At 71.4% G+C, this 15,335-nt stretch carries 15 protein-coding genes; 6 read left to right on the forward strand and 9 right to left on the reverse strand.

Features of this window, described 5'->3' with window-relative positions; genetic code table 11:
* Window position 1: 1 nt before the first annotated feature.
* Complete coding sequence (locus ACIBK1_RS21560; RefSeq protein ID WP_030508392.1) at window positions 2-1,762, reverse strand: glycerol-3-phosphate dehydrogenase/oxidase; 1,761 nt, start codon at window positions 1,760-1,762, stop codon at window positions 2-4.
* A gap of 109 nt (window positions 1,763-1,871) precedes the next feature.
* Here ACIBK1_RS21560 and ACIBK1_RS21565 point away from each other — a divergent pair, with 109 nt between their 5' ends.
* Window positions 1,872-2,036 (forward strand): hypothetical protein, encoded by a 165-nt coding sequence (locus tag ACIBK1_RS21565; protein WP_396737196.1) that lies wholly within the window; start codon window positions 1,872-1,874, stop codon window positions 2,034-2,036.
* 2 nt (window positions 2,037-2,038) lie between these two features.
* Here the strand turns inward: ACIBK1_RS21565 and ACIBK1_RS21570 are convergent, their stop codons facing one another.
* A complete protein-coding gene (locus tag ACIBK1_RS21570; protein WP_030508391.1) occupies window positions 2,039-2,767 on the reverse strand; it encodes a class I SAM-dependent methyltransferase in 729 nt (242 codons plus the stop codon).
* 308 nt (window positions 2,768-3,075) lie between these two features.
* Here ACIBK1_RS21570 and nagA point away from each other — a divergent pair, with 308 nt between their 5' ends.
* Entirely contained in the window at window positions 3,076-4,221 is a 1,146-nt protein-coding gene (gene nagA, locus ACIBK1_RS21575) for an N-acetylglucosamine-6-phosphate deacetylase (RefSeq protein WP_030508390.1), read from the forward strand.
* A 79-nt stretch (window positions 4,222-4,300) separates the two neighbouring features.
* Here nagA and ACIBK1_RS21580 read toward each other — a convergent pair whose 3' ends face one another.
* Complete coding sequence (locus ACIBK1_RS21580) at window positions 4,301-5,419, reverse strand: GuaB3 family IMP dehydrogenase-related protein (protein ID WP_030508389.1); 1,119 nt, start codon at window positions 5,417-5,419, stop codon at window positions 4,301-4,303.
* A 33-nt stretch (window positions 5,420-5,452) separates the two neighbouring features.
* Window positions 5,453-6,934: an IMP dehydrogenase gene (guaB, locus tag ACIBK1_RS21585; protein ID WP_030508388.1), complete on the reverse strand. Its 1,482-nt coding sequence runs from the start codon at window positions 6,932-6,934 to the stop codon at window positions 5,453-5,455.
* 626 nt (window positions 6,935-7,560) lie between these two features.
* Here guaB and ACIBK1_RS21590 point away from each other — a divergent pair.
* Both ACIBK1_RS21590 and ACIBK1_RS21595 read left to right on the forward strand, forming a co-directional pair.
* A complete protein-coding gene (locus ACIBK1_RS21590; protein ID WP_030508387.1) occupies window positions 7,561-8,565 on the forward strand; it encodes a helix-turn-helix transcriptional regulator in 1,005 nt (334 codons plus the stop codon).
* Window positions 8,566-8,649: 84 nt separating this feature from the next.
* Window positions 8,650-9,027 carry a DUF5319 domain-containing protein gene (locus ACIBK1_RS21595; protein ID WP_030508386.1) on the forward strand — a complete coding sequence of 126 codons (378 nt, stop codon included), beginning with the start codon at window positions 8,650-8,652 and terminating at the stop codon, window positions 9,025-9,027.
* Here the strand turns inward: ACIBK1_RS21595 and ACIBK1_RS21600 are convergent.
* The 5 genes from ACIBK1_RS21600 to ACIBK1_RS21620 all read right to left on the reverse strand — a co-directional run bounded on the left by ACIBK1_RS21600 (window position 8,988) and on the right by ACIBK1_RS21620 (window position 13,263).
* Window positions 8,988-9,203 (reverse strand): anti-sigma-D factor RsdA, encoded by a 216-nt coding sequence (locus tag ACIBK1_RS21600; RefSeq protein ID WP_143734054.1) that lies wholly within the window; start codon window positions 9,201-9,203, stop codon window positions 8,988-8,990. The two genes, ACIBK1_RS21595 and ACIBK1_RS21600, sit on opposite strands and share 40 nt — an antisense overlap.
* The gene (locus tag ACIBK1_RS21605; RefSeq protein ID WP_030508385.1) at window positions 9,200-9,826 is read right to left on the reverse strand and encodes a sigma-70 family RNA polymerase sigma factor; all 627 of its coding nucleotides are present in this window, start codon (window positions 9,824-9,826) and stop codon (window positions 9,200-9,202) included. Before ACIBK1_RS21605 ends, ACIBK1_RS21600 begins: the two co-directional genes overlap by 4 nt.
* Before the next feature lie 313 nt (window positions 9,827-10,139).
* Window positions 10,140-11,765: a chaperonin GroEL gene (gene groL, locus ACIBK1_RS21610; RefSeq protein WP_030508384.1), complete on the reverse strand. Its 1,626-nt coding sequence runs from the start codon at window positions 11,763-11,765 to the stop codon at window positions 10,140-10,142.
* Window positions 11,766-11,832: 67 nt separating this feature from the next.
* Window positions 11,833-12,144, reverse strand: a complete 312-nt coding sequence (gene groES / locus ACIBK1_RS21615; RefSeq protein WP_030508383.1) for a co-chaperone GroES — start codon at window positions 12,142-12,144, stop codon at window positions 11,833-11,835.
* Window positions 12,145-12,420: 276 nt separating this feature from the next.
* Complete coding sequence (locus tag ACIBK1_RS21620) at window positions 12,421-13,263, reverse strand: NAD-dependent epimerase/dehydratase family protein (RefSeq protein WP_396737200.1); 843 nt, start codon at window positions 13,261-13,263, stop codon at window positions 12,421-12,423.
* A 139-nt stretch (window positions 13,264-13,402) separates the two neighbouring features.
* Between ACIBK1_RS21620 and ACIBK1_RS21625 the strand changes: the two genes are divergently transcribed.
* Both ACIBK1_RS21625 and ACIBK1_RS21630 read left to right on the forward strand, forming a co-directional pair.
* Entirely contained in the window at window positions 13,403-14,008 is a 606-nt protein-coding gene (locus ACIBK1_RS21625) for a MarR family winged helix-turn-helix transcriptional regulator (RefSeq protein ID WP_396737203.1), read from the forward strand.
* 44 nt (window positions 14,009-14,052) lie between these two features.
* Window positions 14,053-15,276 carry a class I SAM-dependent methyltransferase gene (locus ACIBK1_RS21630; protein WP_396737206.1) on the forward strand — a complete coding sequence of 408 codons (1,224 nt, stop codon included), beginning with the start codon at window positions 14,053-14,055 and terminating at the stop codon, window positions 15,274-15,276.
* The last annotated feature ends 59 nt before the right edge of the window (window positions 15,277-15,335 follow it).

Genomic DNA, 15,335 nt, shown 5'->3' on the forward strand with positions numbered 1-15,335 from the left:
GTCAGCCCGCGTCCCCGCCGGTCGTGGCGAGATCACGCGGGGGCGCGACGGGGACGATCTCCGGCGCGCCGAGGCGGATCGCGTCGGCCTCCTGGTCGGTGTCCTGCTCCTGGGAGGCCCGCTCCGCCTCGACCCGCTTGGTGTAGTACTCGACCTCGCGCTTGACCTGGTCGGCGTCCCAGCCGAGGGGGCCCGCCATGAGCTCGGCGGCCTCCTGGGCGACCGCGGTCCCCCGGTGGAAGGTCTCGATCGAGATGCGGGTGCGCCGCGTCAGCGCGTCGTTGAGGTGCCGGGCTCCCTCGTGCGTCGCCGCGTACACGATCTCGGCGCGCAGGTAGTCGTCCGCGCCGTCGAGAGGGCGCCCGAGCGAGGGATCGCGCTCGACGATCGCCAGCACCTCGTCGATCAGCGAGCCGTACCTCTCCAGCAGGTGCTCGATCCTGGCCACGTGCAGCCCGGAGGCGCGCGCCATGCGGTGGCGGGAGTTCCACAGGGCCTGGTAGCCCTCCGCGCCCGCGAGCGGCACCTGGTCGGTGCAGGACGGCGGCACACGCTGATCGAGGCCGTGCGCGACCGCGTCGACGGCGTCGGCCGCCATGACCCGGTACGTCGTGAACTTCCCGCCGGCCACCATGACCAGCCCGGGCACGGGATGCGTGACGACGTGCTCGCGCGAGAGCTTGGAGGTCTCCTCGGACTCCCCGGCCAGCAGCGGCCGCAGCCCGGCGTACACGCCCTCGACGTCGTCCCTGGTCAGGGGCACCGAGAGCACCGAGTTGACCCGGTCGAGCAGATAGTCGATGTCCGCCCGCGAGGCGGCGGGGTGGGCCTTGTCGAGGTTCCAGCGGGTGTCGGTGGTCCCGATGATCCAGTGCCGGCCCCAGGGGATGACGAACAGCACCGACTTCTCGGTGCGCATGATGAGCCCGCTGAGCGAGTGGATGCGGTCGCGCGGCACCACGAGGTGGATGCCCTTGGACGCCCGCACGTGGATCTGCCCCCGGCCGCCGACGAGCTGCTGGATGTCGTCGGTCCACACGCCGGTCGCGTTCACGACCTGACGGGCCCGCACGTCCAGCTCGGCGCCGGTCTCCAGGTCGCACACGCGCACCCCGGTGACCCGCTCCCCCTCGCGCAGGAAGCCGACCGCCTGCACCCGGGAGGCGACGTGCGCGCCGTACGTGGCGGCGGTGCGCAGCGTGGTCATCACGAAGCGGGCGTCGTCGACCTGGGCGTCCCAGTACTGCACGGCGCCGGTGAAGGCCGACCTGCGCAGCGAGGGGACGACCCGCAGCGCCTGGCGGCGGGTCAGGTGGCGGTGCCCCGGCACGCCCCGGGTGAGGCCGAAGGACAGCCCGAGCGTGTCGTAGAGCGCGAGGCCCGCCCCGATGTACGGCCGCTCCCAGCCCGCGTGCGTGAGCGGATAGAGGAACGGCACCGGCCTGACCAGGTGCGGGGCGATCCGCTTGAGCAGCAGCGACCGCTCCCGCAGGGCCTCCCTGACGAGGTCGAAGTTGAGCTGCTCCAGATAGCGCAGCCCGCCGTGGATCAGCTTGGACGACCGGGAGGACGTGCCGGAGGCGAAGTCGCGCGCCTCGACCAGGCCCACCGAGAGCCCGCGGGTCGCGGCGTCGAGCGCGACGCCGGCGCCGACCACGCCGCCGCCGATCACGACCACGTCGAGTTCCTGCGCCTCCATCCGTGCCAGGGCGGCGGTACGTTCTGCCGGACCGAGCCTCGCCGTCCCCATCCTCGCCGTCATATGGCTCCTTCTGTACCGCTTTCGCCTGGTCCGAGTAAATCTACCCGTGAGTAGTCACCCGCGAATCCAGCTTTTCCGTCGCCTTTCCCAAGGATCTCCTCAATAGTCGGTGAACATGCGGGTGCGCCCCGCGCCGTCCGGCGACGGCGAGGAACGCCGCCACACCTGCGGCGCGCGCACCAATCGGGACGGTGCGCGATCAGAGCGCAGCGCTGAGGACGTCTTCGCCGCCGAACGCGGCCGGTTCGACGGGCCGTCCCCGGCCGGCCCCTGATCTCAGGGACGCCTGCAGGCGACCATCGACGTACGGGCGTGCGGCCCGCCGTACCAGAAGCGCCAGCCGAGGTCGTAGACCTCAACGTCGGCGGCGCCGCACTCCGTGAGCACCTCGGCGTATCGCCGGGGGTTGCGGAAGTCGGCGATCCGCAGCCGGCCGCCCGGCCTGAGCACGCGGAAGGCCTCGCGCACCGCCTCCGCGCGGCCCTCCTCCTGGGGGATGTTGTGGATCGCGAGGCTGGAGACGACGAGGTCGAACGCGGCGTCGTCGAACGGAAGGTCGCGCATGTCCCCGGTGACCAGGTCGACCCGGTCGGCGACCCCCTCCGCGCGCGCGTTGGCCCAGGTGGCGTCCTGGCTGTTGCCCGACTGGTCTCTGGTCGACCACAGATCGATGCCGGTCGCCCTGCCGGACGACAGCCGCGCCGCGGCCTTGAGCAGCACCAGGCCGCGCCCGCAGCCCAGGTCGAGGACCTGCTCGTCCCCCTTCAGCCCGAGCCGGTCGAGCTCGGCGTCCCACACCGCGAACTTGCCGCGAAGAGTGGTGTGCGCGAACAGCGCGCCACCCACCACCAGCATGATCCCGCCCACGAGGAGCACGACGCCCGGAATCGTCCAGCCGATCGCGAAGAGCACGGCGGCGAGTGCCAGCTCGGCGATGCCGCCCACAATCAGTCCGGCCAGCACGCCGGGGGCGTCCACACCGTAGTTGGCACGCGGATCGATCACCGTTAGTTCTTACCGCTGACTTACGTGTCATGTACAGGTTTCTCGGGTGATGATCCGGATTTTCGGTGGATGCGCCGTGACACGTGCAGGAGCGCCGCGGCGGGCCGCCCTCGGGGGCGTGACGTGCTGTTTCTGCTTCCCTGATAGGGAGCCATAACTTTTCGACCGTTGTTCACCTCAATTGAGGACATGCCAATCCGACGGGCGCTTTCTGCTGCGATGCCCGCCCTTCCGGCGCCCACCCCGCGTCCGGCGCAGCCACCGGACCCGGAGCGGCGGGCACGCGCCGGACGCGGGAGGATGGCGGCATGAGCGTGACTCTCTCCGATGCCCGCATCGTCACTCCCGACGGCGTCCACGACGGCTGGCTCACCATCGAGGACGGCAGGATCACCCACATCGGGCGCGGGCAGGCCCCGCGCGACGGGCTCGGCCTGGGCGGGCGCGCCGTCGTCCCCGGCTTCGTCGACATCCACAGCCACGGCGGCGCCGGCGGGAGCTTCCCTGACGGCGACCCGGAGAGCGCCGCCGCGGTCGCGGCCTTCCATCGGGGCCGCGGCTCGACCACCCTCGTGGCGAGCCTCGTCACCGCCGCGCCCGACACGCTCGCGCGGGCCGCCGCGACGCTCGCCGACCTGTGCGAGGAGGGCCTGCTCGCCGGCATCCATTTCGAGGGGCCCTACATCGCCAGGTCGCGCTGCGGCGCGCACGAGCCCACGCTGCTGCGCGATCCCGACGTGGCGGAGTTCCGGGCGCTGGTGAAGGCCGGGCGGGGCCACGTCCGGATGCTGACCATCGCGCCCGAGCTGCCGAACGCGCTCGACGTGATCAGGGAGGCCGCCGCCGAGGGCGTCGTCGCCGCGCTGGGCCACAGCGACGCGACCTACGAGCAGACGATCGAGGGGATCGACGCCGGGGCGAGCGTGGCCACCCACCTCTACAACGCGTTGCCGCCGCTCGGCCACCGCGTGCCCGGACCGATCGCCGCCCTGCTCCAGGACGAGCGGGTGACCGTCGAGCTGATCAACGACGGCGTCCACGTCCATCCGGCGATGCTGCGCCTGGCCATGCACGCCGCGGGCGCGGGCCGCACGGCCCTGATCACCGACGCGATGGCGGCGGCGGGCATGGGCGACGGGCGCTACCCGCTCGGCCCGATGACCGTCGACGTCGTGGACGGGGTGGCCCGGCTCGCCTCCGACGCGCCCGGAGGCGGCTCGATCGCCGGCAGCACGCTCACGATGGACGTCGCCTTCCGCCGCACCGTGCGGGAGGTCGGGCGCTCACTGGTGGACGCCGCGCTGATGGCCTCGCTCACCCCCGCCCGCGTCCTCGGGCTGGACGGCGAGATCGGCTCGATCACGGTCGGCAAGTACGCCGATCTCGTGGTGCTCGACGACGACCTGAGCGTCGGCGGCGTGATGAAGCGCGGCGCCTGGGTCCGCCACCCCTGACCGATCCCCGGAAAGTCGAAAGCCGAAAGCCGAAGGCCGGGCCCGCCGGGCCCGGCCCTCCCTGGGTCGTGTCAGTGGCTCAGCGCTGCGGCGGGGCGACGACCACCTCGACGCGCTGGAACTCCTTGAGGTCGGAGTAGCCGGCGGTGGCCATCGTGCGGCGCAGCGCGCCGAGCAGGTTCATCGAGCCGTCGGCCAGCGACGACGGGCCGTGCAGGATCTCCCGCAGCGTGCCGATCGTGCCGAACTCCACCCGCTTGCCGCGCGGCAACTCGGGGTGGTGGGCCTCAGAGCCCCAGTGGAACCCGCGGCCGGGGGCCTCGGTGGCCCGCGCGAGTGGCGAGCCCACCATGACGGCGTCGGCGCCGCAGGCGATCGCCTTGGCGATGTCGCCGGAGCCGCCCATGCCGCCGTCGGCGACGACGTGGACGTACCGGCCGCCCGACTCGTCCATGTAGTCGCGGCGGGCCGCGGCCACATCGGAGATCGCGGTGGCCATCGGCACGACCACGCCCAGCACGTTGCGGGTGGTGTGGGAGGCGCCGCCGCCGAAGCCGACCAGCACGCCGGCCGCGCCGGTGCGCATGAGGTGCAGCGCCGCCGTGTACGTCGCGCAGCCGCCCACGATCACCGGGACGTCGAGCTCGTAGATGAACTGCTTGAGGTTGAGCGGCTCGGCCCGGCCCGACACGTGTTCTGCGGAGACCGTCGTGCCGCGGATCACGAAGATGTCCACGCCCGCGTCGATCACGGCCTTGTGGTGCTGCACGGTGCGCTGCGGCGACAGCCGTACGGCGGTCGTGACACCGGCGGCGCGGATCTCCTCGATGCGGCGGCCGATCAGCTCGTCCTTGATCGGCGCGGTGTAGATCTCCTGCAGCCGCGCGGTCGCGGCCGCCGTGTCGAGGGTGGCGACCTCCTCGAGGAGCGGCGCCGGGTCCTCGTAGCGGGTCCACAGCCCTTCGAGGTCGAGCACGCCGAGGCCGCCCAGGCGCCCGATCTCGATGGCCGTCTGCGGCGACACGACGCTGTCCATCGGGCTCGCCACGAGCGGAGAGTCGAACCGGTAGGCGTCGATCTGCCAGGAGATCGACACCTCCTCCGGGTCACGGGTGCGCCGGGAGGGCACGATGCCGATCTCGTCCAGCGCGTAGGCACGCCGCCCGCTCTTGCCGCGCCCGATCTCCACCTGTGTCATATCGCCTGTTCTTTCCGTTTCTTCCGGTACGAGCTAGCGCCCGTGGTAGTTCGGAGCCTCGACCGTCATCTGGATGTCATGCGGGTGGCTCTCCTTGAGCCCGGCCGCGGTGATCGGCATGAGCTGCGCCTTCTCGTGCAGCTCCTCGATCGTCCGGGAGCCGGTGTACCACATGCCCTGCCGCAGTCCGCCGACGAGCTGGTGGGCCACCGCGGCGACCGGGCCGCGGTAGGGCACCTGGCCCTCGATGCCCTCGGGGATGTACTTGTCCTCCCCCGACACCTCGGCCTGCGCGTACCTGTCCTTGCTGAACGACGCGCCGCCGCGCTCGCGGTTGCGCACCGCGCCCAGCGACCCCATGCCCCGGTACGACTTGAACTGCTTGCCGTTGATGAAGATCAGCTCGCCGGGCGACTCCTCGCAGCCGGCCAGCAGCGAGCCGAGCATGACGGTGTCGGCCCCGGCGGCCAGCGCCTTGGCGATGTCGCCCGAATACTGCAGGCCGCCGTCGCCGATGACCGGGACGCCGGCCGGGCCGCACGCCAGCGCGGCCTCGTAGATGGCGGTGAGCTGCGGGGCGCCCACGCCGGCGACGACCCGGGTGGTGCAGATCGAGCCGGGCCCGACGCCCACCTTGACCGCGTCCGCGCCGGCGTCGACCAGCGCCTGCGCGCCCGCGCGGGTGGCGACGTTGCCGCCGATGACGTCCACCCGGCCGTTGGCCTTGATCTTGGCGATCATGTCGCACACGCCGCGCGAGTGCCCGTGCGCGGTGTCGACGATGATGACGTCCGCGCCCGCCTCGATCAGCGTCATGGCGCGTTCCTCGGCGTCGCCCGCGACGCCGACCGCCGCGCCGACCATCAGGCGGCCGTCGGCGTCCTTGGTCGCGATCGGGTACTGCTCGCTCTTGGTGAAGTCCTTGACCGTGATGAGGCCCTGCAGGCGACCGGCCTCGTCCACGAGCGGGAGCTTCTCGACCTTGTTCTGCCGCAGCAGCCGGAACGCCTCGTCGCGGTCGACCCCCACCGGCGCCGTCACCAGCGGCATCGGGGTCATGACGTCGCGCACGGCCCGGCTCTGGTCGCTCTCGAACCGCATGTCGCGGTTGGTGACGATGCCCACGAGCACGCCGTCCGCGTCGGTGACCGGGACCCCGGAGATCCGGTAGGTCGCGCACAGCCGCTCGACGTCGGCGAGGGTGTCCTCGGGAGAGCAGGTGACGGGGTTGGTCACCATCCCCGCCTCCGATCGCTTGACCAGGTCGACCTGCTGCGCCTGCTCCTCGATGGAGAGGTTGCGGTGCAGGATGCCGATGCCGCCCTGCCGCGCCATGGCGACCGCCATGCGCGCCTCGGTGACCGTGTCCATCGCGGCCGACATCAGCGGGATCCGCAGCGTGATGGTGCGGGACAGCCGGGTCGTCGTGTCCGCGTCCCCCGGCTGCAGGTCCGAATAGGCGGGAACGAGGAGCACGTCGTCGAACGTGAGTCCCGGTTCGGTGAACTTGGCCATCTGCTGCACCCCTCCTGCGCTGTGGGTCCCTCGCGCGTAGGTCCCTCGCCAGACCCGAGGTCAGTCTAATGGCCGCCCCAAACCTCTTCCGGCCGACCTGTCAAGAGGGAGGGCACAAAAAGTGGGGGGACCGGCTTCCGGTCCCCCCACTTCCCCGCGTCGCGCCCGCCACGCCCGTCGAGCCCCCCTCCGCGCCCGGCAGACGCGGCGTTCCCGGCTAACGCTGGGTCAAGAATGCGTCACGCAGCGTCCGTGCGCAATGGCGTAACGTGCAACTGCACAAAGATGCATTTCCTGTCTCCCGGAACCGGGCCGGAAACAAATGCGAACCCTCACGTCCATACAAAAGCCGCCACCGCCGGCCGTGCCAAATGTGGGAACGGCACGGACAGCGCGGAAAATCCGAGCTATTCTCGCGACTCAGAGCGAGGGGGTGGGGCGGAAGTCGGCGCGCCGGACGCCGGGAAACGTTTTCGCCCAGCTAATCAGCGCGTGGATCAGCGCGCCCGATGCGATCGGCACGCCGCGACCGGCACGACGCGACCCGGCGGCGCGATTGACGCGGCGCGACCAGTGCGGTGCCGCAGGCGCCGCGCGACCAGTGTGACCACCCCGACGGAGCGAGCATGAGTACGACGCACAACGCCGCCTTGCAGACCGACCCGTTCGAGAGCCTCGGGCTCTCCTCCGACCAGGCGGCCCTCTACACGGCCATGCTGCGGCTGCACCGCGCCACGCTGACCGAGCTGGCCGAGGCCGTCGACCGGCCCGCAGAGGACGTGCTCGACGCCCTGGACGGGCTCGTACGGCTCGGCGCGGTGAACCGGCAGCGGGAGGAGTTCCTCGCCCGGCACCCGGCCGCGACGATCGGGCGGCTGGTGGCCGAGAGGCTGGACCGCGTGGCCCGGGAGACCCGTCAGATCGACGAGGTGCTCGCGGCGGCCGGCCGCCTGACCCACCACTACGACGCGGGCCGCGACTGGCGCAGCGGGCGGTTCTCGGTCGAGCCGCTGAGCGGCGCCGACGAGCTCTGCGAGAGCGTGATCGGCCTCGCGCTGCAGGCGCCCCCCGCCGAGCTGGTCATGGCCGTGCCGGACCGCCGCACCATGGCCAGGTTCGCGGACGGATACGGCGGCCAGTGGATCCAGGCCGCCGCGGACGGCATCCTGCGCCCGCGGATGGTCGTCGCGCTCGACGCCGTGTCCGCGCCCGCCATGCGGGAGGTGTGCGCGCGATTCTCCGCCGCGGGCGCGGGGCTGCGCGCCCTCGACACGGTGCCGAGCTGGTTCTTCGCGCTCGGCGACGGCACCGCCGGGCTGCCCGCCGAGTGGGGCGTCCCACTGCCTGAACACTCCTACAACTGCTACCTGGTCCACGCCCCGGTCGTGGTGGGGGCGCTGCGGGCGCTGTTCGAGGAGCTGTGGGCCCGGGCCGCGCCGATCTCCCCGCACAACAACGCGCAGCAGGTGCTGCGGCTGGCCGCGCACGGCCTGTCCGACGACGCCATCGCCCGCCACCTCGGGGTCTCCGTGCGCACGGTGCGGGCCAGGTTCGCCGAGGCGATGTCGGAGCTGGGGGCCCAGTCCCGTTTCCACGCCGGAGTGGAGGCGGCCCGCCGCGGCTGGCTGTGAGGCCCGCGCCCCGGATCACGGCCCGACGAGCAGTTGGGGCGCACTTTCGCTCGTGGAGGGGGCCGTGGTCATAAGGTGGGATGCGTGCTGGAAGACGTCCCCCGCGACCCGTTCGCGGATGACCCCAACGACCCCGCGGCGGAGCTTGGAGCGCCCGACGACGTGGAGCCGCTGACGCTCGCGGAACGCGACGAGGCGCTGACCGACCTCGCCGACGTGGAGGTCTTCCGTTCTCTGCTCGAGCCCCAGGGCGTGCTCGGGCTGGTCCTCGACTGCCCGGAGTGCGGCGAACAGCACTACTTCGACTGGGACCTGCTGCGCGGCAACCTGCGCCAGATGATCGACAACGGCCGGCCGCAGGTCCACGAGCCGGCCTACCAGCCCGACCCGGCCGACTACGTCAGCTGGGAGTACGCCCGGGGCTACGTGGACGGCGTGATCGACACCGAGGAGAGCCGCTGACTGTCCACGTCGGCGACGAGCGCGCCGAGCAAGCGGATGGCGGCGTCCGCGCCGCCGACCGGCTCACGGCGGGCGAGCGCGTCGAGGAGGGCGTCCGTCCGCAGTACTTCGCCCTCCACGTCGGCATCGCCGTACGACCCGAGGTGGCGAGCCGTACGACGACGTTTCGTGGTCACGCAATCGACTCCAGCTCGGCCAGCTGCCGGAGCCTGGCGAGCGCACGATGCTGCGCGACCCGGACGGCACCTGGTGACATGCCGAGTACATTACCCGTCTCCTCGGCGGACAGTCCCGACACCACCCGCAGGATGAGGAGCTCGCGCTGGGTGTCCGGGAGCCGGGCGAGCAGGTCGCGGGCGTGCTGCGCCTCGATGTAGCGCACCACCGTCTCCTCCGGCCCGGGGCCCTCGTCGGGCCCGTCCGGCAGGTCCTGCGTCGGCACGGCCGAGCGGACCGAGCTGCGCAGGGCGTCGGCCACCTTGTGGGAGGCGATGCCGAAGACGAACGAGGCGAACGGGCGGCCCATGTCGCGGTAGCGCGGCAGCGCCGACAGCACCGCGATGCACACCTCCTGGGCCACGTCGTCGGCGATGTGGTATTGACCGGACACCCTGCCCAGTCGAGCTCTGCAGTAGCGAACCACCATCGGGCGCAAATGTCCCAGCAGTGATTCGATCGCGGTGCGATCTCCCTGTACGGCAAGGCTGGTCAGTTCCCTGAGGTCGGGCTCATCCGATCTCGTCGCAAGCCTTACCCCAGTTGCGGCGTCGGCGACGCATCCCTCGGTCACGTTAGGCATGATGCCCGTCGCGATCGTTCATGTCGTCATGGTTAACGGCTACGGATTGGTCACATTGACGCGTCGATAACGGTCCGTAATCATCTGATCACTAGTCCGTTGGAACATTCCAACCGGAATGCCGAAAACAAGGGATATACGCCTGATGACTTGACAGGGAAAAAGAAGCGTGCGTCGTTCGCATTGGCCGCGATCCGGCTTCGTCCCCAGCGGCCCGCCCCGCCGCGGAAGGGGCAAGGGGCGCAAAAAGCGATGCGCCCCGCGGCCCACCCTTGCGGGCGAGCGCGGGGCGCGAGGCGCGGAAGGCGCGGGATCAGTGGCCGTGACCGTGGCCGTGACCGTGACCGCCGTTGGCGGCCGGAGCCTCCTCCTCGGGCTTGTCCACGACGAGGGCCTCGGTCGTGAGCAGCATGCCGGCGATGGACGCGGCGTTCTGCACGGCCGAACGGGTCACCTTGACGGGGTCGATGACGCCCTGGGCCACCAGGTCGCCGTACTCACCGGTGGCGGCGTTGAGGCCCTCACCGGCGTTCAGGTCGGCGATCTTGGTGGTGACGACGTAGCCCTCCATGCCCGCGTTCTCGGCGATCCAGCGGGCGGGCTCGATCAGCGCCTTGCGGACGATCGAGACGCCGGTGGCCTCGTCGCCGGTCAGGCCCAGGTCGTCGAGCTCCTTGGACACGTGCACGAGCGCGGAGCCACCGCCGGAGACGATGCCCTCCTCGATCGCGGCGCGGGTCGCGGAGATCGCGTCCTCGAGGCGGTGCTTCTTCTCCTTCAGCTCCACCTCGGTGGCGGCGCCGACACGCAGCACGCACACGCCGCCCGCCAGCTTCGCGAGACGCTCCTGGAGCTTCTCACGGTCCCAGTCGGAGTCGGACTGCTCGATCGCGACCTTGATCTCGCGGACGCGGTCCTCGATCGCCTGGGCGTCGCCGGCGCCGTCCACGACCGTGGTGGTGTCCTTGTTGACCACGACGCGGCGGGCCGTGCCGAGCACCTCGAGGCCGACGTGCTCCAGCTTGAGGCCGATCTCCTCGCTGACGACCTGGCCGCCGGTGAGGATGGCGATGTCCTGCAGCATGGCCTTGCGGCGGTCGCCGAAGCCGGGGGCCTTGACGGCAACCGAGGTGAAGGTGCCCCGGATCTTGTTGGTCACCAGGACGGCCAGGGCCTCGCCCTCGACGTCCTCGGCGATGACCAGGAGCTGGCGCTTGCTCTGGGCGACCTTCTCCAGCAGCGGCAGGAAGTCCGCGATGGAGGCGATCTTGCCCTGGGTGATGAGGATGTAGGGGTCCTCCAGGACCGCCTCCATGCGCTCGGAGTCGGTCACCATGTAGTGCGACAGGTAGCCCTTGTCGAACTGGAGGCCCTCGGTGAACTCCAGCTCGAGGCCCATCGCGTTGGACTCCTCGACGGTGATGACACCGTCCTTGCCCACCTTGTCGAACGCCTCGGCGATCAGGCCGCCGATCTTCGCGTCCTGCGCGGAGATCGTCGCGACGTTGGCGATCTCCTTCTTGTCCTCGACGTGGCGGGCGCTGCCGAGCAGCCGCTCGCTGACGGCCTGCGCGGCCTTGTCGATGCCGCGCTTGAGCCCCAGCGGCTGCGCCCCGGCGGCCACGTTGCGCAGGCCCTCGCGGACCATGGCCTGGGCCAGGACGGTCGCGGTGGTGGTGCCGTCGCCCGCGATGTCGTTGGTCTTGGTCGCCACTTCCTTGGCGAGCTGGGCGCCCAGGTTCTCGTACGGCTTGTCCAGCTCGACCTCGCGAGCGATGGTGACACCGTCGTTCGTGATCGTCGGGGCACCGAACTTCTTGTCGATGACGACGTTGCGGCCGCGGGGGCCGAGCGTCACCTTGACGGCGTCGGCGAGAGCGTTGACACCACGCTCGAGAGCGCGCCGCGCGTCCTCTTCGAACTCCAGGATCTTCGGCATTCAGGTCTCCTTGTGAGCGCGCGGAGCCCCGGGCGCATGGTCCCGGGGCTCCACAAGCCGGCGCGGCCTACTTCTCGATGATGGCGAGCACGTCGCGGGCCGAGAGCACCAGGTACTCCTCGCCGCCGTACTTGACCTCGGTGCCGCCGTACTTGCTGTAGAGGACGACGTCGCCCTCCTTGACGTCGAGCGGAATGCGCTTCTCGCCGTCCTCGTCCCAGTTGCCCGGGCCCACAGCGAGGACGCGGCCCTCCTGCGGCTTCTCCTTGGCGGTGTCCGGGATGACCAGGCCGGAGGCGGTGGTCTGCTCGGCCTCAAGCGGCTGGACCACGATGCGGTCGCCAAGCGGCTTAACGGGAACCTTGGTGGCGGTCGTCACGATCGGACCTCCCCTTCAGATTGCGATGAATGAGCTGAAGAGGCGACCAGCGGCCTGCCGTCGCGGGTGTCAGACCTGTCTCGTCGCTATTGGCACTCTCGATGGGAGAGTGCCAACACGAAACAGTATGCAAGTGGCGCGTGACAGTCAACACGAACCGGCATCGCAGGTCAGACGCATCCGGCGGCAACGTGCCCGCGATCACACGTTCAGGCGCCCGCCGCGCCGGCGTCACCGTCGCCCCTTCCGGCGGACCCGCGCCCCCTGCGGAGATCGTCAGGCGCGGGAGGCGTACGAGCCGGAGCGGACGTCGTCGAGGATGCCGGGGCGGCTCGGCCGCCAGCCGAGGACCTTCCTGGCGAGGTCGCCGCTCACCACCTGGCTCAGGGCCAGCCCCTCGGCGAAGGGACGCCCGAGCACCTCGCTCGCCTCGTCGATCGGCCACGGCACGGCCCTCCCCGTGCGGCCCGCGGCCGCCGCCACGTCGGCGACGCTCACCGCCTCCTCGGCGACGGCGTGGAAGAGACTCCCCGGCGCCGCCCTCTCGATCGCGAGCACGAGCAGGTCCGCCAGGTCGTCGACATGGACGGTCGCCCAGGTCGGCACCGGGCCGCCCGCGTGGACATACCGGCCGTCCTCCTGCCCGGGGACGGCGAGCACGGTGGGGATTCCGGCGCCCCGGCCGTACACGATGCCGGGCCTGACGACGACGCCGCCCGCGTCGAGCACGAGCCTCTCCACCCGCGGACGGTAGCGGGAGGGAGTGATGGGGTTCACCGGCGCGTCCTCGCCCGCCGCCTCGGTGGTGGCGCCGAGCACCCAGACGCCGCTGATGTAGACGAGCCGCGCGCCTCCTCCGGCCAGCGCCTCGATAACCGCGACGTCCACCTCCTCGTCCCCGGTGGGGTTGGCGGCGTGGACGACGACGTCGATGTCCGGCGTCACCGCGCTCTTGAGGGTCTCGGGTTCGTACAGGTCGCCATGGCGGACCTCGCCCGGTACGGCGGTCTCGCGGGCCTTCGGCCGGACGAGCGCGACCACCTCGTGGCCGCCTCCGGCGAGGCGCTCCGCCAGCGCCGAACCGATGTATCCCGTCGCGCCGAGCAGCAGGATCTTCATATTTCCACCTCAAACATTTCGATGTCTTACTGTTCGATACAGAAGGTAGCGCGCCTCCCGCAGATATTTCAACGTCGAAGTGTCGGCTACGATGGCTGATGGAGGAGGAGCGGCGAGGAGAACCCAGACCGCGCGCGCCATGAACGACACCCTCACGAACGAGACGCCCGGGAACGACACCCTCGCGAACGGCACCCCCGCGAACAACACCGCCGCGAACAACACCGCCGGCGACTACGCTCCCGGCAACGACGCCGTCGACCAGATCCTCGGTCAGTGGGCCCGGGCACGCCCGGACGTGGACTGTTCGGCGATGGGGGTGGCCGGGCGGATCTCCCGCGCGTCCCGCCTGATGGAGAAGGGCATCAAGGAGTACTTCACCGGGCACGACCTCGAACCGTGGGAGTTCGACGTGCTCGCGACTCTCTTCCGGTCCAACTCCGATCACCGGCTCTGCATGAGCGATCTCGCCACGGCCGCAATGGTCAGTTCCGCCGCGCTCACCAACCGGGTGGACCGCCTCGTCGCCCGGGGCCTGGTGCACCGGGAGGTCTCGCCGACCAATCGCCGCATGGTCCTGATCACCCTCACCGACGAGGGCCGGGCGGTGGTCGACACCCTGCTGGAGGGGCACGTGGCCAACGAGGAGCGGATGCTGTCCGGCCTCACCGCCGAGGACCGGGAGCGGCTGTCCGGGCTGCTCTGCAAGCTGCTCACCTCGCTCGGCGACGTCGGCTCCTGCTGACCGCCGGCCGACGTGCTGGTCCGGCAGGCGGTAGCGTCGCGAGCGTGGACCTGGACGCCTTCCGCACGCTGCTCACGCCCGCCGGGCGCGGGGCCCTGGACGAGGCCGTGAAGATACTCGCCGACGGCGCCGATCCCGTGGCCGCCGCGAGCGCGATGCGCCGCGGCCACCCGGCCGACCTGGCCGCGGCGGCGCTCACCCAGGCGTCGCTGCGGCGGCGGGCCGAGGCGAAGTTCGGCCCCGACGCCGCCGTCATGTACTTCACCCCCCACGGGCTGGAGCAGGCCACCCGTCCTGAGGTCGCCGCCCACCGTGCCGCCAGAATCCGGGCAACCGGAACCCGCGCAACCGGAATCCGCGCCGCCGGAGAGCCGGAGGGCGGCCCTGCCGTGCTGGACGTCTGCTCCGGGATCGGCGGGGACCTGGTCGCGCTGGCGAGGGCGGGCTGTCCGGTGCACGCCGTGGACCTCGACCCGCTGACCGTGGAGATCGCCCGCGCCAACGCGGCGGCGCTCGGCCTGTCCTCCCTGGTCGACGTCCGCACGGGCGACGCCGCGCTGGCCGACCCCGCCGGATACGGCCTGCTGTTCGCCGATCCCGCCAGAAGGGGGGCGAGGGGACGGACCTTCGATCCGATGGCGTACTCCCCCACGTGGCCGGTCGTGCTCGACCTGGTGGCCCGCGCCCCGGCGGCCTGCCTGAAGGTGGCCCCCGGCATCCCGTACGAGTTCATCCCGGAAGGCGCCGAGGCCGAGTGGGTGTCGTACCGCGGCGAGGTGAAGGAGGCGGCGATCTGGACCGGCCTGGGGCCGGGCGTCCGGCGCGCCACCCTGCTGCCGTCCGGGGCCACGCTCACGGCGTCCGGCGCGGAGGCGGAGACCGGGCCGGTGTGCCGCTATCTCTACGAGCCCGACGGCGCCGCGGTGCGGGCCCATCTGGTCGGCGAGGTCGCGGCCCTCATGTCGGGCCGTCTCCTCGATCCGCGGATCGCCTACATCACGAGCGACCGGCTCGTACGGACGGAATGGGCGTCCTGCTACGAGGTGACCGACGTCATGCCGTTCTCGCTCAAACGGCTGAGGGCGGCGCTGCGCGAACGGCGCGTCGGCGTGGTCACCATCAAGAAGCGCGGGTCCGCCGTCGACGTCGAACGGCTGCGCAAGGATCTGCGGCTTTCCGGCGACAATTCCTGCGTGATCGTGCTGACCCGCATCGAAGAAAGGCCGTTCGCCCTGCTCTGCCGGCCCGCTACCAGCACAGACGGGTAAAACCGGAACAATACACTGGCAATTACCGCCTTTCTCATTCCACGCCTGATGGCCGCGGG

Origin of the sequence: Microbispora rosea (genome assembly GCF_044460045.1) — a bacterium.
GTDB lineage: Bacteria > Actinomycetota > Actinomycetes > Streptosporangiales > Streptosporangiaceae > Microbispora > Microbispora rosea.